Origin of the sequence: Bacillus sp. HMSC036E02, from assembly GCF_001836235.1 — a bacterium.
GTDB lineage: Bacteria > Bacillota > Bacilli > Bacillales > Bacillaceae_G > Bacillus_A > Bacillus_A cereus.
The window spans coordinates 60,333-75,533 of record NZ_KV827881.1 but is presented as its reverse complement, the minus strand read 5'-3'; the positions used below and the strand labels follow the sequence as shown (position 1 = coordinate 75,533).

The window sequence follows — 15,201 nt, the reverse complement described above, 5'->3', positions numbered from 1 at the left end:
AATGGATGAGAATGGCAAACGAATACAGTATGACAATAATTGAAATAGAATTGTAGCGAAATGTTAATAAATATGAAGCAAAAGGGTATAGTACAAGAGAAATTGGGTGTGGTATAATTTTTTTGAAAATAATTATCATTCTCTTCTGAGGGGGAAGGTTATGAGCTTAGTAGATATTAAAATTGGAGAGAAAGTGTTAGTAAAAAGTATTCAGTCTTTAGATCAGCTATTAAAGCGTAGACTAGCTGCTTTCGGTCTTGCTGAAGGAAGCGAACTTCGCCTGAAACAGAAAGCGATGTTTAAAGGTCCTTGTACATTGGAGTGTCGTGGGCAGTTAATTAGTATTCGTCATTGTGACGCGAAAATGATAAAGGTGGAATTAGCGTGAATAAGGTAGCTTTGCTAGGGAATCCGAATACAGGGAAGACATCATTATTTAATGCACTTACTGGTTCTTATGAGTATGTAGGAAACTGGAGCGGTGTAACAGTAGAAAAGAAGGTTGGTAAATTAAAAGATAGACAAGGAACATTAATTGATTTACCAGGTGTTTATGATTTAAATCCAGTTTCACGTGATGAAGGTGTTGTAACAAACTTTCTATTAACAGAAGAATTTAATCATATGTTAAATATCGTAGATTCCTCGCAGTTTGAAAGAAATATGCATTTAACGTTGCAGTTACTTGAATTTGGTAAGCCAGTCTCAATTGGTTTAAACATGGTTGATGTGGCGAAGCAAAGAGGAATTGTCATTAATGTAAAACGATTATCAGAACTATTAGGTGTAACAGTCGTTCCTGTTGTTGCAAGGAGTGGAAAAGGCTGTGAAGAACTGCTTACGACTCTTAAAGAAAATGACAAAAAAGAGAAAAAGCCATTCCTTATTTCATATGGTGTACAAATGGATGAAGGAATTGGAGAAGTAATTGCTCTTTTAGAGACAGTGAATTACGAGCATCCGAGATGGTTAGCACTTCAATTTTTAAGCAATAACGAAGTAGTAGAAAAAGAAATGAAAGCATTACCAATTTATAAGGAACTCATAGCCATTCGATCTCGCTTAGAAGGAAAACTTGATTGTACGTTAGAAGAGCACATTTACAAAACTCGTGAAGCGTATATTGAAAAGTTAAAAACAAATGTTATGAAGCATGAGAAAGAAGGAAAAATTCCTTTTTCAGAAAAAATTGATAGATTAATTACACATAAAATTTTAGGACTTCCAATCTTTTTAGCAGTTATGTTTTTTATTTTTCAGGTTACGTTTACGTGGATTGGTACACCTTTATCTGATATGTTAGATGAGTTTTTTGGTGGCCAGCTTACGGATTGGGTGACGGCTGGACTTACAAGTATTGGAGCTTCTCATTTTATTCAAGCACTCGTTACAGAAGGTATTATTGCCGGTGTTGGTGCTGTATTAGTATTCGTACCACAAATCTTTGCACTATTCTTTTTTATTTCATTATTAGAAGACTCAGGGTATATGGCGCGAATTGCAGTTGTTATGGATAGAATTATGGAGTTTTTCGGCTTAAACGGAAAAGCTTTTATTCCGATGATTATCGGTTTTGGATGTAACGTTCCAGGTATTATGGCTGCGAGAACGATTGAACAGGAGAAAGAACGTTTACTTACCATTTTAGTAACACCATTTATGTCTTGTTCAGCACGATTACCTGTATATGCATTATTTGCGGGCGTATTCTTCCCGCATAGTCAGGCGACTGTTGTATTTTCTTTATATGTTGCAGGGATTGTTCTTGCGTTATTAGTTACAAAAATTATGTCTCTTACGATTTTGAAAGCGGAAAAGTCTATTTTCGTAATTGAATTACCTCCTTATCGTGTGCCACAAGCAAAAACGTTATGGCTGAGCACATGGGAGAAAGGAAAAGGATTTGTTCGTAAAGCTGGTACATTCATCTTCGGTGGTTCAGTTATCATTTGGTTATTAAACTATGCAGGTCCATCAGGATTTGGTGTTGATATGGGAGACAGTTACTTAGCGATGATTGGTGGATTTATCGCACCGCTATTTGCACCGCTCGGCTTTGGAACGTGGCAAGCTGCAGCATCCCTTTTAACAGGATTTTTAGCGAAGGAAGTTGTCGTTTCAACAATGGCAATTATTTATGCAGTTAAAGAAGATGTGCTTGGAAACGTAATGGGAGCACATTATACAGCATTATCAGCTTATGCATTTATGTTCTTTATTTTATTATACGTTCCATGTTTAGCGACGGTGGCTGTTATTAAACGTGAAACAGGATCAGCGAAATGGACGATTTTCTCAGTCGTTTACCCGCTTGTTGTTGCGTATGTATTAACGCTTATTATATACCAAGTTGGATCTTTACTAGGATTCTAAAAGGAGATGTATAATGATGGTCAATATTATAATTGGAGCTATCATTTTTGGTTATGCAGCATACACGTTAGTTAATTTTGTAAAGAGAAGTAAAAAAGGAAAATGCGCAGCATGTTCTTTAAGTAAGTCATGTCAGTCGAAAACTTGTAGTCCAGATATGGAACAAGTTGCTCATAATAAATAGAAAAAAGCTTTGCGAATTTCGCAAAGCTTTTTTGTTTTACTTTTTAATTTTTACAAGTTGAGAAGCTTCGACGCCGTTGTAACCAGGGAATTCTTTACTTGGGTCTTTATCAAATTTTAATACACCTACAGATTTTTCATCACCTTTTACATTGTTGTAAGTTGCGTCATCGACAATCGCATACATATCTGTATATGCACGGCCACTTCCGATAATTGTGTTGCCTTCATATTTTAATTTGGCTCCATCAAGTGTAGCATTTTCTACTTTTTCTTTTGCAAATAATACACCTTGTTCTGTTGTTACAGCTGGTAATTTATCAAGTGGTTTCGTGTTGTCTTTTTCATCAACTTTGCTAAGTAACTCTTTTTTCACTAGTTCCTCACCAGTTTTCTTATCCATTACAAGAACTTTTTTACCATCTAATGTTGTCATTTTCATTTTATAGAAGTCTTTTTCTTTCACTTCTTTTTTGTTTTTATCTGTAATTTGCTGAACTTGTTCTTCTGAGCCGTACAGTACAAAACCGTTCGCTTTCTCTCCTAATAAAGAACAACCTGATAATGCTCCAAGTGAAATTGCTGCTGCTAATCCGATTCCTACTAATTTTTTCATGATGATTTCTCCTTTTATATGTTTTATATTAAATACAATTTTTGTATTATTGCTTACAAGTGAAGAAGCTTGTTTGTTGCTTCTGGTATTAGTGTATAAGAAATATTAGAATGCAACTATCGAGTTAGCTTACAGTAACATTACACTTATGTAATTTAGTGAAATTGCACAAAAGTAAGTTAATTTCAAAGAGGGATAATGAGAATATATTAGAAATACAATATTGTATATAGAATGTCATATTATAATGGATGTATTTTGGAAATAACATGTAAGGACATATTAGTTTTGTTATAATAAACACATAGGCTGTAAAAATGAATATTCTTTACTGTAAAGGGAGATTTTTCAGTTTTCCAAGTAGTGAATTTGAAATATGAGGTATATCATAGGAGGAATTTAGATGTCTGTATTCAAACGATTAAGAGATTTAACAATGTCGAATGTATATTCATTAATTGAAAAAGCGGAAGATCCAGTTAAGATGACTGATCAATATTTACGCGATATGCAAGCGGATGTACAAGAAGCTGAGAAAAGTGTAGCAGCTCAAATCGCGCTTGAGAAGAAATTCAAAATATTATTTGAAGAGCAAGAAGCACTTGTGAAAAAACGTGAAGAGCAAGCTCATATGGCTGTTCAAGCTAATAACTTAGATCTTGCGCGCCGTGCACTAGAAGAAAAACAAAATGCGGAGCAAAAGATGAATGAGTATAAAGCAAGCTATGAGCAAAATAAAGCTGCTGCTGATAACCTGCGCCTAAAGCTAGAAGAAATGCGTAAGCAATTAAATGAGCTGAAAAATAAACGTGAGACACTTGTAGCGCGTGTAAATGCGGCGAAAGCACAAAAAAATATTAATCAGGCGATGTCTGGATTTGATTCAAACTCAGCAAAAGCTGGTTTAAGCCGTATGGAAGAGAAAGCTCTTCAATTAGAGGCTGAAGCAGAAGCAAGCGGTGAAGTTTATAAGAAAGAAAAATCATTAGATGATGAATTCGCAAGCTTAAACAAAAATTCTGCTGTTGACGATGAATTAGCTCGTATTATGAAGCAGTATGAGAAATAATATAGAATAGAGACAAATGAACCGACATGTCTAAATATATTCATGTCGGTTTTCTATTATATTTAGAGGAGGTTTTGCAATGACATGGATGAATGTAGTTGCCATGCTTGTATGGACTGGAGCGAGTGCAGTACTTTTATTTGCAATTATGTGGGTTGATTCAATTTTTACAAAATACAATGATTTAAAAGAAATTAAAAATGGAAATACAGCTGTAACAACTCGTTTTATTATGAAATTATTTGCACAAGGGTACATTTTATCCCAATCAATTACGAAAGCAAATGACTTATGGCAGGCACTTCTTGCTTCAGCAGTTTCTTTCGTTATTTTATTAGTGGTAGAAATGTTTATCGAATTTGTATTAAAGAAAATGTCTGGTCTTGATTTAGAAGAAGGTACGAAAGAAGGTAGCGTTGCACATGCGATGTTAGCCGGATCATTACATATTGTTGGTGCACTAATTTTAGGTGCTTGTTTATAAAGAGAAAAGGAGGGGTAGAGTATGAGTTTATTTAAACGAATAAAAAATATAATGAAAAGCCCAGAGCCACTGAAGCCGGAAAAAAGTCTTTTAACGTTAGCTCCTGGCGATATGATTGAAGTTTCATTAGTTATGTATGAATTAATTGGGAAAACGAGTATGCATTCGCGTAAGGAAATTGTTTTGACATTGCAAGATGGAAAAGATATTCGTTATTTAAAAATTGAAGATCGTGAAAATACGTATTACAAATTATATACACCAATTGATGGTCGCTTAGATTCAATTGATGAAATTCCGACGACAATTGAAATGGATGATACCGAGTACCATATGGAAGAACAATATAACGGACGTGTTGTTGTGATGGGAAAAACTCCATTCTCAGCTTCAGAAGAACAGTACGTATGGGAATTCCAATCAGACAATCGAAAATTATTGCGTATTGAATGGCAAAATGGTCGCACAATGATGTATGAGGGAGAAGCAATCATTCCTGCTGATGTACAAATTATAAGAGCAACGTAAGGGGGCGTAATCATGTCAAACCGATTGTTTACCATGATTAAATCGTTTGTAATCCCTATACTTGCTATCGTTATATTACTTGTTGTTGCTGGTTATGCCTTATCAGGTTGTCAAGGCGGGCAGACAAAGTCGATTCAAGACCGTTATCCACTTGAATCTGTTGCCAAGGAAGGTAAACAAGAATCTTACGTGTATAGGGCCGCCAATCGGTCAGTTCCTGAAGTAGCGAAGGAACTCATTAACGAAAGAGAACCGAAGCAAGCATCTAAAGAAGACGAAAATCAAATGTTCCTCGTTTATTCTGATAAGATTTATAACCTGCAAAAGGATAAAGAGAAACCATCTGATACGTTAATTGAAATAAGTAATAAAGAATTTGTCCGTCAAAATTACCAACCGTCCTTTTTGCAAGGATATATTATGGGTAGCATATTAAACGATATATTCGGTTCACGAAAATCATCATACGGTGATTACCGAGGATATAATGACAGACAAAATCATCAACCAGTTATTCCAGAAAGACCACCTACGAAAGAAGAAAAGAAAACCCCACCTCCAATTACGAAGGAAGGGAAAGGATCTATCATTAAGCGAGGCGATAATGTAGATTCGAAACCATCAGTAGGTGATAAGGGAAGTATTACTGAAAAAGGAAGTAATACGACGCCCCCACCTTCTACTGGAAGCAAGGGTAAAATTACAAAAACACCAGGCGGTTCAAGCGGATCAGATGTGAAGCCAAAATCATCTATTAAAACGCCGCCAAGGAACACATCTCCTCCGAAAACAAGGGTCGGTGGTTCAGGAAAAATTACAAAGAGAAGATAGTATAGAGACCGAAAAGTGTAAATTGCTTTTTGGTCTTTTTTTGTTATGGGAATTAATCCCTTTCAGTTGGTACGATTTATGCATAAGGGGGGGGAGTAAAAATATATCAGCGATTATTAGAATATATCGACCGCAATTTAAAATATATCAGCGATTATTGGAATATATCGACTTACCGACAAAAACTGACAACGATAGCAACTTAATAATAAAAAGAGGGTGTGCCAAAATTTTGGCACACCCTCTTTTATATAACGATTAATGAATATCACGTTTCTTGAAATTACCGCCTTTTACTTCTGCTACGTCATAAACTGTAATAAAGGCGTGTGGATCGATTTCATTAATAAGTTCTTTCATTTTACTTTCTTCTAAACGGTTAATTACGCAAGAAATTTCTTTGAATTTCTCTCTTGAATAACCACCGTATACTTCGTTATATGTTGCACTTCGGCCTAAACGATCGCGAATTGTTTCTACCATTAATTCAGGCTCTTTTGTAATAATTTTAAATGCTTTTGAACCACTTAAACCAACTTCAACGATATGAATCACTTTCGAAGCGATAAAGTAAGCAATTGCCGAAAGGATAGCTCCTTGAAGACCGAATACCGTTGATACGAAAATAAATACGAACATGTTTAAGAATAAAATAAGGTCACTCGTTCCAAATGGTAACTTACGAGAAAGCAATACAGCAAGCATATCGATTCCATCTAATGCCCCACCGTTACGTAATGCTAGTCCCATACCAAAACCGATGATAATACCACCAACAACTGTAACTAATAATGTATCGCCTTCAATAATAGCTGGTATTCCGTGCATGACAACGGTACCTACTGCTAATGAAGCAATTCCGATAATAGAATAAATCGCAAAGCTTTTACCGATTTGCTTATACCCTAACCAAACGAAAGGAATGTTAATAACTGCGATTAGAGCTCCTAATGGCAATCCAAATAATCTTGAACTAACGATACTTAAACCAGTCACACCACCGTCTGATACGTTATTTGGAATTAATACTGCTTCTAATCCGTACGCTGTAATAAATGCCCCAATAATAATCATCAAAGCTTTTGAAGCAATTTTTAGCTTATTGGGCTTGTTTTTGATAATTTTCTCCATATAATTTCCTCGTTTCAAACTAGTTTCTTATTTGTTACGTCATTCACACCTAAATTTTATTTTAACATTTAATTTGAAAAAATTCTCCTTTAATGGATGTATGCAGGGAATATTATCACCATATTATCTTTAAAATATTTTTGAAATCAGTATAAGAAATCCCATCCTTTCAAAGGATGGGATGCTATTAAGAAAATATAAAACTAAGTATTGATACGAATAAAGCGAAACCTAAAATAGTTCCACATATTTTCATATGGCGCTTACGTCCCATTACGACAATCGCAACATATTCGCGAATCATTGCGTTAGGCCAGTAATAAAATGCAGTTTTTGACCCGATTCCTTGGCTATTAAGACCAGCTTGTCTAGCGTATATGCCAGCGCGGAAAAGGTGGAAATTATTTGTGGTAAAAATACTTTTATATTTACCTTCAGGTTTTAAAGAATCCATAATTTCTTTAGAGAACAACATATTTTGATATGTGTTTACAGAGCGATTTTCTTGCACTGTATGTTCAAGAGGAATTCCTTTTTCAACAGCATAATTTTGCATTGCTTCTGCCTCTGGAAGACCTTCATCTGGACCTTGACCACCAGAGAAAATAATTGTTGGTGGTGTATTTACAGCTGCTTGTTTCCAATAGAAGTCGATAGCTTTATTAATGCGGCTTGCAAGTAATGGTGGTACTTTATCATTAATTAAGCCGCTACCAAGAACGATAATGAAATCTTGATTACGTCTTGGTCTGTTGAATTGGTATAAAAAATATGCACTTAAGAAGTTAGATAAGTGTATAAAGAAATATATGGTTATAAGAGAAATTCCACCAAAAATAGGTTGCAAATGTGATGAGAAGAAACTTGCTGGACTTATGAAAAGGAATAATATAGAGAATAAAATACCTAAAGCAGCAATAAGTGTTAAACAGTTAGTAAAACGTCGTCCTTCTCGTTTCATTAAAATTCTCGCATTCAGAAATAGCCCAAACATTAAAGCAACAACACCGAAAGGAATCATAACGATCACTGCTAAAATAGGTAAGACTATTATGTAGCCTAGGATAGTATTACTTGAGTCCCAAGAGACAAGTATACAAAACAGAAGGAAAAAACAGAAAAAGGCATTAAATAAAAAGCCGTTTATTATTTTTCGTGGATCTTTTAAATAGGAGATAAGAAAAATAATAAACAATATAAGAGGAATAATTCCAAAATACATAAATATAGTACACCTCAATTTGTATAATAATTTGACATATCCTTTATATTACATGATTTTATAATTGAAAATGAAAGAAAAAATGATTCAGAATTTTCTCAATAAAATATATAGATACATATGTTACAATGTATGTAAAGCGATATATTAAAAGTAAAATGGTTGAAAAGGCACTCAGTAGAGTGCTTTTTCTTTTTGTATGCAATTGTGCATATTATATTTTTTTTCAAATGAAGAGGATTACAATATAATTTGTAGACAGACTTTATAAAGCAGAATTTAATACAAACATTTCCCTCTACTTTTTGTATCTAACAATCGTATAACAATAAATAATTCTGTTTTATAGTGTCTGTTTTTGAAATGTGTCTTTTTTGAAGGCACCTTTTTTTATTAGTATAGATAGTTTTCACTGTTAGCGTAGTGTAAACTATCTATACTAAACATTAGCAATCTTCCGTATAAATATTATCAATTTACTATATATTCCAGTGGTGTTAACCTACATATGAAAGGCTTTCTTTTTCAAAATATTACCCCTAATAAAATTTTGAAGAAGTCAACTGTCTCCAAACTTGTCTTTATGCTTAAAGAAAAAGCACTCAAATTGAGTGCTTTTTCTTATTGAAACATGCTATTTTTCTAGGCGATTTTCATAAAATAAAAGTAAAGAAATGAAAGTGGGTGACAAAATGCCGGCAGTTGTGGAAGGTGTTATTATTGAAAATTGCAATGGAACAATTAATGTAGGGGATAAATATAACGTACAGCCGATTGAAAAGACGAAGGCTTATAATGGATCGGGGTCATCAAATACAGGAATGAAAGTACAAACGTTTAGCGGGATTAGTACGGCGGATGTAAGGGATAATGATGCGTATGATCAAGTTATTCAATCAACGTTATAATTTTAAAATGCAAAATTGCATAAAGTAACATGTTTGTTGTATGTTACACTCTAGCTGTGAGCTGTTAATGATTCTTCTGTATTATAGTTGTTAGATTAGAAATATAACATCTTATCAAAAATCATACGTACAAAAAAAGACACTTCAAACGAAGTGTCTTTTTTTACCTTAGTGATACCCTTTAGCAGAGTCTTTATGAATTTTATTTTTAAAAATACTGTAGCTCCAAAGCTGATATCCAATAACGATTGGTACCATGACCATTGCAACGAAGAACATAATTTTTAAGTTTAATTGACTACCAGCTGCGTTGTATAAGGTTGTACTGTATGCATCGTTAATACGAGATGGTAACATTCTTGGGAACATACCTGCAAAGCCAGTTGTCATAAACATTGCGATTGTTAGGCAAATGAATGTGAATGCAAGGCCAATTTTATGTTTGTACACCATAATAAGTGCGAGTACACTCATTAGCATTGCAAGTACTGGAAGAATGAATAGTACCGGATATTCCGTAAAGTTTTGGAATAAGTTTGTCCGATTAGCAGTTGCTACATAGAAGATAGCTAAAATGATAGCAGTTGCCATTGAAAACGGTCTTGCGATTTTATAAGCACGATCAGATACTTCACCAGTCGTTTTAATCATGACCCAAAGGGCACCGGATACGACAAATATAGTAGTGAAGAAAAGACCACCTAATATACCGTAATGGTTTAGTAAGCTAAGTAAATTTCCTTCATAGCCATTTTTTCCGATTTGTAGTCCGTAATAAAGATTAGCGAATGTAACACCGAATAAGAAGGCGATTAGGAAACTGCCAATTGCAAATGCCCATTTACAAGTTTTTTGCCAAATTGGTGAATCATCTTTATGCATGAATTCCAGTCCAGCGGCACGAGCAAATAGTGCAAGTAATACTAAGAATAACGGTGTATATAAATAACTAAACATATTAGCATATGTGACTGGGAAGGCAGCAAATGTTGCGCCACCAGCTGTAATTAACCATACTTCATTACCGCCCCAGAACGGGCCAATTGCTTCTTGTAATTGATTTCGTTCTTGTCGGTCTTTCGTAACGAAAGGAAAAATCATTCCGTTACCAAGTGCATACCCGTCAAGAATGAAGTAAACTGTCCAAATCACGCCCCATAAACCGAACCAGATGATTGCAAGCATATCATGAGACATGAGCCACACCTCCCTCAGTAGCAGGTTCTTCTAATGCGGCAGGTCCTTTTTTCGCGAACTTCAGCATTAAGTATACGTCTGCGATTAAAAGTAAAGTGTAGAATAAAATTAAACTAATTAATGAGAACCAAATTTGCGGGACAGATATAGGTGATACAGATTCTGCTGTACGCATTAGTTTATATACTGTCCATGGTTGACGACCTACTTCAGCGACAATCCATCCTGCGTTAATCGCGATATAAGGAAGTAAGACAGACCATATTGTAATTTTTAAATAACGTTTTGAGTTTTCTAGTTTTCCTTTTCGGTTTAAATAGAAACCATACCAAGTTAATGCCATAAAGAACATACCGAGTGCAACCATTAAGCGGAAGCTATAATACACAAGGTTAACATTTGGACGTTCATCTTTCGGAATATCTTTTAAACCAACAATTTCGCCATCAAATGAATTTGTGTAGAAGAAGCTTCCGAGTTTTGGAATCGTAAGGAATTCAAAGTTCTTCTCATTTTTTACATCAGGAATTTGAACAATTGAGAAGCCTTGTCCTTTTCCAGTTTCCCAAACTGCTTCCATCGCAGCTCCTTTTGCGGGTTGATATTTAGCTGCTGATACACCAGATTGATGTCCCATAAACGGTGTAATTGTTGCGGCGAATAAGCCTAACATTAAACCAAACTTAAATGATTTTTTGAAGAATTCTACTTCATTTTTACGTAATAAGTGATAGGCACTAATTGCCATAACGAAGAAAGCACCTACAATATAACAACCAACTACAGTATGGAAGAACATATTCCAAGCGTATGGATTCGTAACGAGTGCCCAGAAATCATTTAATTCAGCGCGGCCGTTACGTACTACGTAGCCAACAGGGTTTTGCATAAAGCCGTTTGCTGTAATAATCCAAAGTGCGGAAATGTTTGTTCCAAGTGCAACCATCCACATACAGAAGGCACGGAACTTTGGTGAAATTTTGTCTTTACCGAATAACCATATTCCCATGAAAGTAGATTCTAAGAAGAAGGCAACGAGTGCTTCGATTGCGAGAGGTGATCCGAAAATGTCTCCCATATATTTGGAGTACTCAGACCAGTTTGTTCCAAATTGGAATTCCATCGTAATCCCGGTTATAATCCCCATTACGAAGTTAATTGTAAATAATTTACCCCAGAAATTTGCCATTTTACGGTATGTTGGATTCAATGTGCGGGCGTATTGAGTTTCCATACATGCTACTAAAATGACAAGTCCGATTGTCAAAGGTACAAATAAAAAGTGATAAAAAATAGTAATTGCAAATTGAAAACGACTCAGTAACAGAACGTCGGACATAATAAATATTCACTCCTTTTTTACATTATCTACAATCAGTTTATAGTGAAAATACGTTTAAAGTATGTGAAACTTGTTACAAAGATGTGTGTATATTTTGAAAGAATTATGTCGATTATCTGAAAATATCTTATTTTTACTATAAAGCGATATCCTTTTTGAGTTTTTCATATTTTGGTACACTATTTATGTAGTGTAAACGAGAGAAAAGAGGGTCCTTTACTATGAAGTCATTAGAAGAGATTTTGCAGTACAATGAGAAATTTGTTGAAGAGAAAAAATATGAAGAGTTTGTAGCGGGGAAATTTCCAAACAAAAAGATGGTAATTATTTCTTGTATGGATACACGACTTGTTGAACTATTACCGAAAGCGATGAATATGCGTAACGGTGATGTGAAAATTATTAAAGTAGCAGGCGCTGTTATTTCACATCCATTTGGAAGTATTATGCGTAGTATTTTAGTCGCTGTATACGAACTTGGCGCTGATGAAGTATGTGTAGTTGGTCACCATGATTGTGGTATGGCAAAAATTCAAGCAAGCAGTACGATTGAGAGAATGAAAGAACGCGGTATAACAGAAGAGAAATTAGATATGCTTCGTTATTCTGGAATCGATTTAGAACAATTCTTGCGCGGTTTCTCTAGTGTGGAAGAAAGTGTAGAACATAGCGTATCAGTACTTCGCAACCACCCATTACTTCCGGAAGAAGTACCTGTTCACGGTCTTGTTATAGATCCTGATACAGGAAAATTAGATTTAGTTGTGAATGGTTACGACAATTAAGAATTTACTTTGTCATCCTTTTTATCTGGGACAGGATCAAATCCTCCCGGGTGGAAAGGGTGACATTTTAATATACGCTTACAAGTAAGCCAAAAGCCTTTGAGTGCACCATGTTTTTGAAACGCCTCTAATCCATAATGAGAACAAGTTGGATAAAAGCGGCATGTTGGTGGTGTCATCGGAGAAATGAACTTTTGATAAAAGCGTATAATCCCAATAAAAATCTGTTTCATAACGGTCTCCTTTTCAGCATATTCTTAAAGTATTATAGCACGACTGTACATAATACTTTACTAATGTGCATTTCCGTTATATCATATTGGATATAACGGAATTAAATTAAAAGCGGGAGAGATGTTGTATGCCATCAGTAGAAAGCTTTGAATTAGATCATACGATTGTAAAGGCACCTTATGTAAGACATTGCGGAGTTCACAATGTAGGTAGTGACGGTATTGTAAATAAATTTGATATTCGTTTCTGTCAACCGAATAAACAAGCAATGAAACCAGATGTTATTCATACGTTAGAGCATTTATTAGCATTTAATTTACGTAAATATATTGATCGTTATCCGCATTTTGATATTATCGATATTTCACCGATGGGCTGCCAAACAGGATATTATCTTGTAGTGAGCGGAACGCCGACAGTTCGAGAAATCATTGATTTATTAGAACTAACATTAAAAGATGCGGTTCAAATTACAGAAATTCCGGCTGCAAATGAAACGCAATGTGGTCAAGCGAAGCTTCACGACTTAGAAGGAGCACAACGCTTAATGAACTTCTGGTTAAGCCAAGATAAAGATGAACTTGAGAAAGTTTTTGGATAAAAAGAAAAACTGCCTGTGAAAGGGCAGTTTTTTATTTTATTAAGAGCGAACATGTTCTTTTTTTATGAAAGTATACTAGACACTCCAACATATAAAACAAAGGCAGAACAGAGAAAATAAACAAATGCTTTCGTTTTTTGCTGCTTCTTTATTTCATCGATTCCAAAAAGGATACACATAATACTTAAAAGGATAGACACGTAAGGTAAAAGAATAGTGAAGTTTGCAAAGAAGCTAAATAGGGCGAGAGAAAGAGCGATAGTGGCGATTATAATTTGAATGTTTTTTAACATGGAATCCCCCTTAAGTAGAAAGAAATAGTTACTGAGAGAAAATAATTATAAATGCTAAATTGGTCAAAATTTCATTCTACATATAACGAAAGTAGTTTGATATTAAAAAGAAGAATATGAGACTGGAAACGAAAAAATACGGGATACTCATTGATTTTCGTCCGGATTTCAATTCATTAATTCCTAGAAGAATAAAGAAACAACTGAGAATAAATTGTACGTATGGGAGAAGTGAAAAATTATCGGTAACATGGATATAAGTGCTTAGAATGAGTAAGAGAAGCATGAGAAATGCTAAAAAACTCCGTAATATAGTTAGAGTTAGCATTGTATAGCCTCCTTTAGACCATTTACTAGAATATTTCTGTGAAACCAATAAATAAAGCAGCGGCCCCTGCTAGTAGAGCGAGCAGACTACCTCCTGTTTGTCGTTTTAATATTTCCTCTAAACTTATGGTGAGGGCCATACCTCCTAAAAAGATGAACATATAAGGCATTATTTCTCTACTACCAGTAAAAAATCCATAGATTGCTATAGATAAGGCAATAAGTGATAAAGTAATCCGACCCCCTTTTAGCATAAAAGACCTCCTCTATTTTATGTAGGTAATAATGAGAACTATCCAAATGAAAGCACCGGCAATAATACAAATAAATCCAGTTGCTGCCTCCTTTTTCTTTATTTGTTCAAATGCGATGAGAAACATTAAAGCCCCTAATAGAAATTGTGAAAGAGGTAAAAAATTATTTTGACCTGTATATAATCCAATTGCCGACATAACGATCACAGTGAGTGCTACTATGATGCAGAGTATACGAAGCATATTAGGAATCATCCTTATTCTTTTTTGTATAAGGATTATCTTCTAGTTTATCGACGGAATGTTTATAAGCATAGCCTTTATTAATTGTCATGATGGAGAGTACGAGGATGATTAGGACGATGATAATACCGATAATTAATATTTTGAACATAAAACCCCTCCTTTTCTTTATTTTACATAATTTTGTAATTGATGAAAACAATAGAAATTAAAAGGATGAAAGAAGGGTGTTACATGGAGACGAAAAAAACATATTATATATCAATAGGAAATGGTCAAATTTCACAAGTGAAGACGGCGGATACGTATAATTTTGAGATTTCCGCAAATGATGAGGAAATTACGGAATTAAGAGAGCACTTTGATCAAGCATATGTAGAAGATTTAGGGTCATTTGTACGCTCCCACGTTCCATTTGTTGAGTATCATCACGATTCAAATAATGACCGATATGATGAACAACTACAAAAAGCATATAAAATGATTTACGATTTAGGAAATCATGAGACGAAAGAATTAGTCGCGCAAATGGGAATAATCAATGGATTGTAATTGGATAATATTATGCAGAAAAGCGAGA

At 34.6% G+C, this 15,201-nt stretch carries 21 protein-coding genes; 11 read left to right on the top strand and 10 right to left on the bottom strand.

Features of this window, described 5'->3' with window-relative positions:
* Positions 1–160: 160 nt before the first annotated feature.
* From HMPREF2590_RS27395 to HMPREF2590_RS27385, 3 genes are read left to right on the top strand one after another with little or no spacing between them, the layout of a single operon-like run.
* Positions 161–388 (top strand): FeoA family protein, encoded by a 228-nt coding sequence (locus HMPREF2590_RS27395; protein ID WP_000060512.1) that lies wholly within the window; start codon positions 161–163, stop codon positions 386–388.
* The gene (gene feoB, locus HMPREF2590_RS27390) at positions 385–2,373 is read left to right on the top strand and encodes a ferrous iron transport protein B (protein ID WP_001044851.1); all 1,989 of its coding nucleotides are present in this window, start codon (positions 385–387) and stop codon (positions 2,371–2,373) included. Before HMPREF2590_RS27395 ends, feoB begins: the two co-directional genes overlap by 4 nt.
* A 13-nt stretch (positions 2,374–2,386) precedes the next feature.
* Positions 2,387–2,557 carry a FeoB-associated Cys-rich membrane protein gene (locus HMPREF2590_RS27385; RefSeq protein ID WP_000989600.1) on the top strand — a complete coding sequence of 57 codons (171 nt, stop codon included), beginning with the start codon at positions 2,387–2,389 and terminating at the stop codon, positions 2,555–2,557.
* 36 nt (positions 2,558–2,593) lie between these two features.
* On the opposite strand, the gene HMPREF2590_RS27380 is transcribed toward HMPREF2590_RS27385, so the two are convergent.
* On the bottom strand, positions 2,594–3,172 hold the full coding sequence (locus tag HMPREF2590_RS27380; protein ID WP_000737502.1) for a lipoprotein BA_5634 family protein: 579 nt from the start codon (positions 3,170–3,172) through the stop codon (positions 2,594–2,596).
* Between the two features lie 403 nt (positions 3,173–3,575).
* On the opposite strand from HMPREF2590_RS27380, the gene HMPREF2590_RS27375 reads away from it, so the two are divergent.
* The 4 genes from HMPREF2590_RS27375 (at position 3,576) to HMPREF2590_RS27360 (ending at position 6,084) form a co-directional block, all read left to right on the top strand.
* Positions 3,576–4,241 (top strand): PspA/IM30 family protein, encoded by a 666-nt coding sequence (locus HMPREF2590_RS27375; RefSeq protein ID WP_000110280.1) that lies wholly within the window; start codon positions 3,576–3,578, stop codon positions 4,239–4,241.
* A 79-nt stretch (positions 4,242–4,320) separates the two neighbouring features.
* A complete protein-coding gene (locus HMPREF2590_RS27370) occupies positions 4,321–4,725 on the top strand; it encodes a DUF350 domain-containing protein (RefSeq protein WP_000220087.1) in 405 nt (134 codons plus the stop codon).
* Between the two features lie 21 nt (positions 4,726–4,746).
* Positions 4,747–5,253, top strand: coding sequence for a DUF4178 domain-containing protein (locus tag HMPREF2590_RS27365; protein ID WP_000051740.1), 507 nt, complete (start codon positions 4,747–4,749; stop codon positions 5,251–5,253).
* A gap of 12 nt (positions 5,254–5,265) precedes the next feature.
* Entirely contained in the window at positions 5,266–6,084 is an 819-nt protein-coding gene (locus tag HMPREF2590_RS27360) for a DUF4247 domain-containing protein (protein WP_000071193.1), read from the top strand.
* Positions 6,085–6,342: 258 nt separating this feature from the next.
* Here HMPREF2590_RS27360 and HMPREF2590_RS27355 read toward each other — a convergent pair whose 3' ends face one another.
* Positions 6,343–7,215: a YitT family protein gene (locus HMPREF2590_RS27355; RefSeq protein ID WP_000411244.1), complete on the bottom strand. Its 873-nt coding sequence runs from the start codon at positions 7,213–7,215 to the stop codon at positions 6,343–6,345.
* A gap of 187 nt (positions 7,216–7,402) precedes the next feature.
* Positions 7,403–8,437: a YdcF family protein gene (locus HMPREF2590_RS27350; protein WP_002098000.1), complete on the bottom strand. Its 1,035-nt coding sequence runs from the start codon at positions 8,435–8,437 to the stop codon at positions 7,403–7,405.
* Positions 8,438–9,111: 674 nt separating this feature from the next.
* On the opposite strand from HMPREF2590_RS27350, the gene HMPREF2590_RS27345 reads away from it, so the two are divergent.
* Complete coding sequence (locus HMPREF2590_RS27345) at positions 9,112–9,345, top strand: spore germination protein (RefSeq protein WP_002062565.1); 234 nt, start codon at positions 9,112–9,114, stop codon at positions 9,343–9,345.
* Positions 9,346–9,513: 168 nt separating this feature from the next.
* On the opposite strand, the gene cydB is transcribed toward HMPREF2590_RS27345, so the two are convergent.
* Together cydB and cydA are read right to left on the bottom strand one after the other, a co-directional pair.
* Positions 9,514–10,542 (bottom strand): cytochrome d ubiquinol oxidase subunit II, encoded by a 1,029-nt coding sequence (cydB, locus tag HMPREF2590_RS27340; protein WP_000017669.1) that lies wholly within the window; start codon positions 10,540–10,542, stop codon positions 9,514–9,516.
* Entirely contained in the window at positions 10,532–11,881 is a 1,350-nt protein-coding gene (cydA, locus tag HMPREF2590_RS27335) for a cytochrome ubiquinol oxidase subunit I (RefSeq protein ID WP_001286188.1), read from the bottom strand. The genes cydB and cydA overlap by 11 nt, the downstream gene beginning before the upstream one ends.
* Positions 11,882–12,105: 224 nt before the next feature.
* Between cydA and HMPREF2590_RS27330 the strand changes: the two genes are divergently transcribed.
* Positions 12,106–12,669 carry a beta-class carbonic anhydrase gene (locus tag HMPREF2590_RS27330; RefSeq protein WP_000838164.1) on the top strand — a complete coding sequence of 188 codons (564 nt, stop codon included), beginning with the start codon at positions 12,106–12,108 and terminating at the stop codon, positions 12,667–12,669.
* Here HMPREF2590_RS27330 and yidD read toward each other — a convergent pair.
* A complete protein-coding gene (gene yidD, locus HMPREF2590_RS27325) occupies positions 12,666–12,902 on the bottom strand; it encodes a membrane protein insertion efficiency factor YidD (protein WP_000809334.1) in 237 nt (78 codons plus the stop codon). The two genes, HMPREF2590_RS27330 and yidD, sit on opposite strands and share 4 nt — an antisense overlap.
* A gap of 128 nt (positions 12,903–13,030) precedes the next feature.
* Here yidD and luxS point away from each other — a divergent pair, with 128 nt between their 5' ends.
* On the top strand, positions 13,031–13,504 hold the full coding sequence (gene luxS, locus HMPREF2590_RS27320) for an S-ribosylhomocysteine lyase LuxS (RefSeq protein ID WP_001141371.1): 474 nt from the start codon (positions 13,031–13,033) through the stop codon (positions 13,502–13,504).
* 62 nt (positions 13,505–13,566) lie between these two features.
* Here luxS and HMPREF2590_RS27315 read toward each other — a convergent pair whose 3' ends face one another.
* From HMPREF2590_RS27315 to ytzI, 4 genes are all read right to left on the bottom strand, one after another.
* Complete coding sequence (locus tag HMPREF2590_RS27315) at positions 13,567–13,797, bottom strand: YczI family protein (RefSeq protein WP_000916673.1); 231 nt, start codon at positions 13,795–13,797, stop codon at positions 13,567–13,569.
* Positions 13,798–14,150: 353 nt separating this feature from the next.
* Positions 14,151–14,378 (bottom strand): DUF3953 domain-containing protein, encoded by a 228-nt coding sequence (locus HMPREF2590_RS27310; protein WP_000911652.1) that lies wholly within the window; start codon positions 14,376–14,378, stop codon positions 14,151–14,153.
* Positions 14,379–14,390: 12 nt separating this feature from the next.
* Positions 14,391–14,621: a DUF3953 domain-containing protein gene (locus HMPREF2590_RS27305; RefSeq protein ID WP_000944352.1), complete on the bottom strand. Its 231-nt coding sequence runs from the start codon at positions 14,619–14,621 to the stop codon at positions 14,391–14,393.
* Between the two features lies 1 nt (position 14,622).
* A complete protein-coding gene (gene ytzI, locus HMPREF2590_RS27300) occupies positions 14,623–14,772 on the bottom strand; it encodes a YtzI protein (protein WP_000472789.1) in 150 nt (49 codons plus the stop codon).
* Positions 14,773–14,855: 83 nt separating this feature from the next.
* Between ytzI and HMPREF2590_RS27295 the strand changes: the two genes are divergently transcribed.
* Positions 14,856–15,173: a hypothetical protein gene (locus HMPREF2590_RS27295; protein WP_000448409.1), complete on the top strand. Its 318-nt coding sequence runs from the start codon at positions 14,856–14,858 to the stop codon at positions 15,171–15,173.
* Positions 15,174–15,201 lie beyond the last annotated feature (28 nt).

Excerpts from the sequence above, each read along its gene's own strand:
- HMPREF2590_RS27330 (WP_000838164.1), top strand. The coding sequence starts at position 12,106 with ATGAAGTCATTAGAAGAGATTTTGCAGTACAATGAGAAATTTGTTGAA.
- HMPREF2590_RS27310 (WP_000911652.1), bottom strand. The coding sequence starts at position 14,378 with ATGCTAAAAGGGGGTCGGATTACTTTATCACTTATTGCCTTATCTATA.
- HMPREF2590_RS27305 (WP_000944352.1), bottom strand. The coding sequence starts at position 14,621 with ATGCTTCGTATACTCTGCATCATAGTAGCACTCACTGTGATCGTTATG.
- HMPREF2590_RS27350 (WP_002098000.1), bottom strand. The coding sequence starts at position 8,437 with ATGTATTTTGGAATTATTCCTCTTATATTGTTTATTATTTTTCTTATC.
- HMPREF2590_RS27385 (WP_000989600.1), top strand. The coding sequence starts at position 2,387 with ATGATGGTCAATATTATAATTGGAGCTATCATTTTTGGTTATGCAGCA.
- cydB (WP_000017669.1), bottom strand. The coding sequence starts at position 10,542 with ATGTCTCATGATATGCTTGCAATCATCTGGTTCGGTTTATGGGGCGTG.
- cydA (WP_001286188.1), bottom strand. The coding sequence starts at position 11,881 with ATGTCCGACGTTCTGTTACTGAGTCGTTTTCAATTTGCAATTACTATT.
- HMPREF2590_RS27370 (WP_000220087.1), top strand. The coding sequence starts at position 4,321 with ATGACATGGATGAATGTAGTTGCCATGCTTGTATGGACTGGAGCGAGT.
- HMPREF2590_RS27355 (WP_000411244.1), bottom strand. The coding sequence starts at position 7,215 with ATGGAGAAAATTATCAAAAACAAGCCCAATAAGCTAAAAATTGCTTCA.
- HMPREF2590_RS27360 (WP_000071193.1), top strand. The coding sequence starts at position 5,266 with ATGTCAAACCGATTGTTTACCATGATTAAATCGTTTGTAATCCCTATA.
- luxS (WP_001141371.1), top strand. The coding sequence starts at position 13,031 with ATGCCATCAGTAGAAAGCTTTGAATTAGATCATACGATTGTAAAGGCA.
- HMPREF2590_RS27295 (WP_000448409.1), top strand. The coding sequence starts at position 14,856 with ATGGAGACGAAAAAAACATATTATATATCAATAGGAAATGGTCAAATT.
- HMPREF2590_RS27345 (WP_002062565.1), top strand. The coding sequence starts at position 9,112 with ATGAAAGTGGGTGACAAAATGCCGGCAGTTGTGGAAGGTGTTATTATT.
- HMPREF2590_RS27375 (WP_000110280.1), top strand. The coding sequence starts at position 3,576 with ATGTCTGTATTCAAACGATTAAGAGATTTAACAATGTCGAATGTATAT.
- HMPREF2590_RS27395 (WP_000060512.1), top strand. The coding sequence starts at position 161 with ATGAGCTTAGTAGATATTAAAATTGGAGAGAAAGTGTTAGTAAAAAGT.
- yidD (WP_000809334.1), bottom strand. The coding sequence starts at position 12,902 with ATGAAACAGATTTTTATTGGGATTATACGCTTTTATCAAAAGTTCATT.
- ytzI (WP_000472789.1), bottom strand. The coding sequence starts at position 14,772 with ATGTTCAAAATATTAATTATCGGTATTATCATCGTCCTAATCATCCTC.
- HMPREF2590_RS27365 (WP_000051740.1), top strand. The coding sequence starts at position 4,747 with ATGAGTTTATTTAAACGAATAAAAAATATAATGAAAAGCCCAGAGCCA.
- HMPREF2590_RS27380 (WP_000737502.1), bottom strand. The coding sequence starts at position 3,172 with ATGAAAAAATTAGTAGGAATCGGATTAGCAGCAGCAATTTCACTTGGA.
- HMPREF2590_RS27315 (WP_000916673.1), bottom strand. The coding sequence starts at position 13,797 with ATGTTAAAAAACATTCAAATTATAATCGCCACTATCGCTCTTTCTCTC.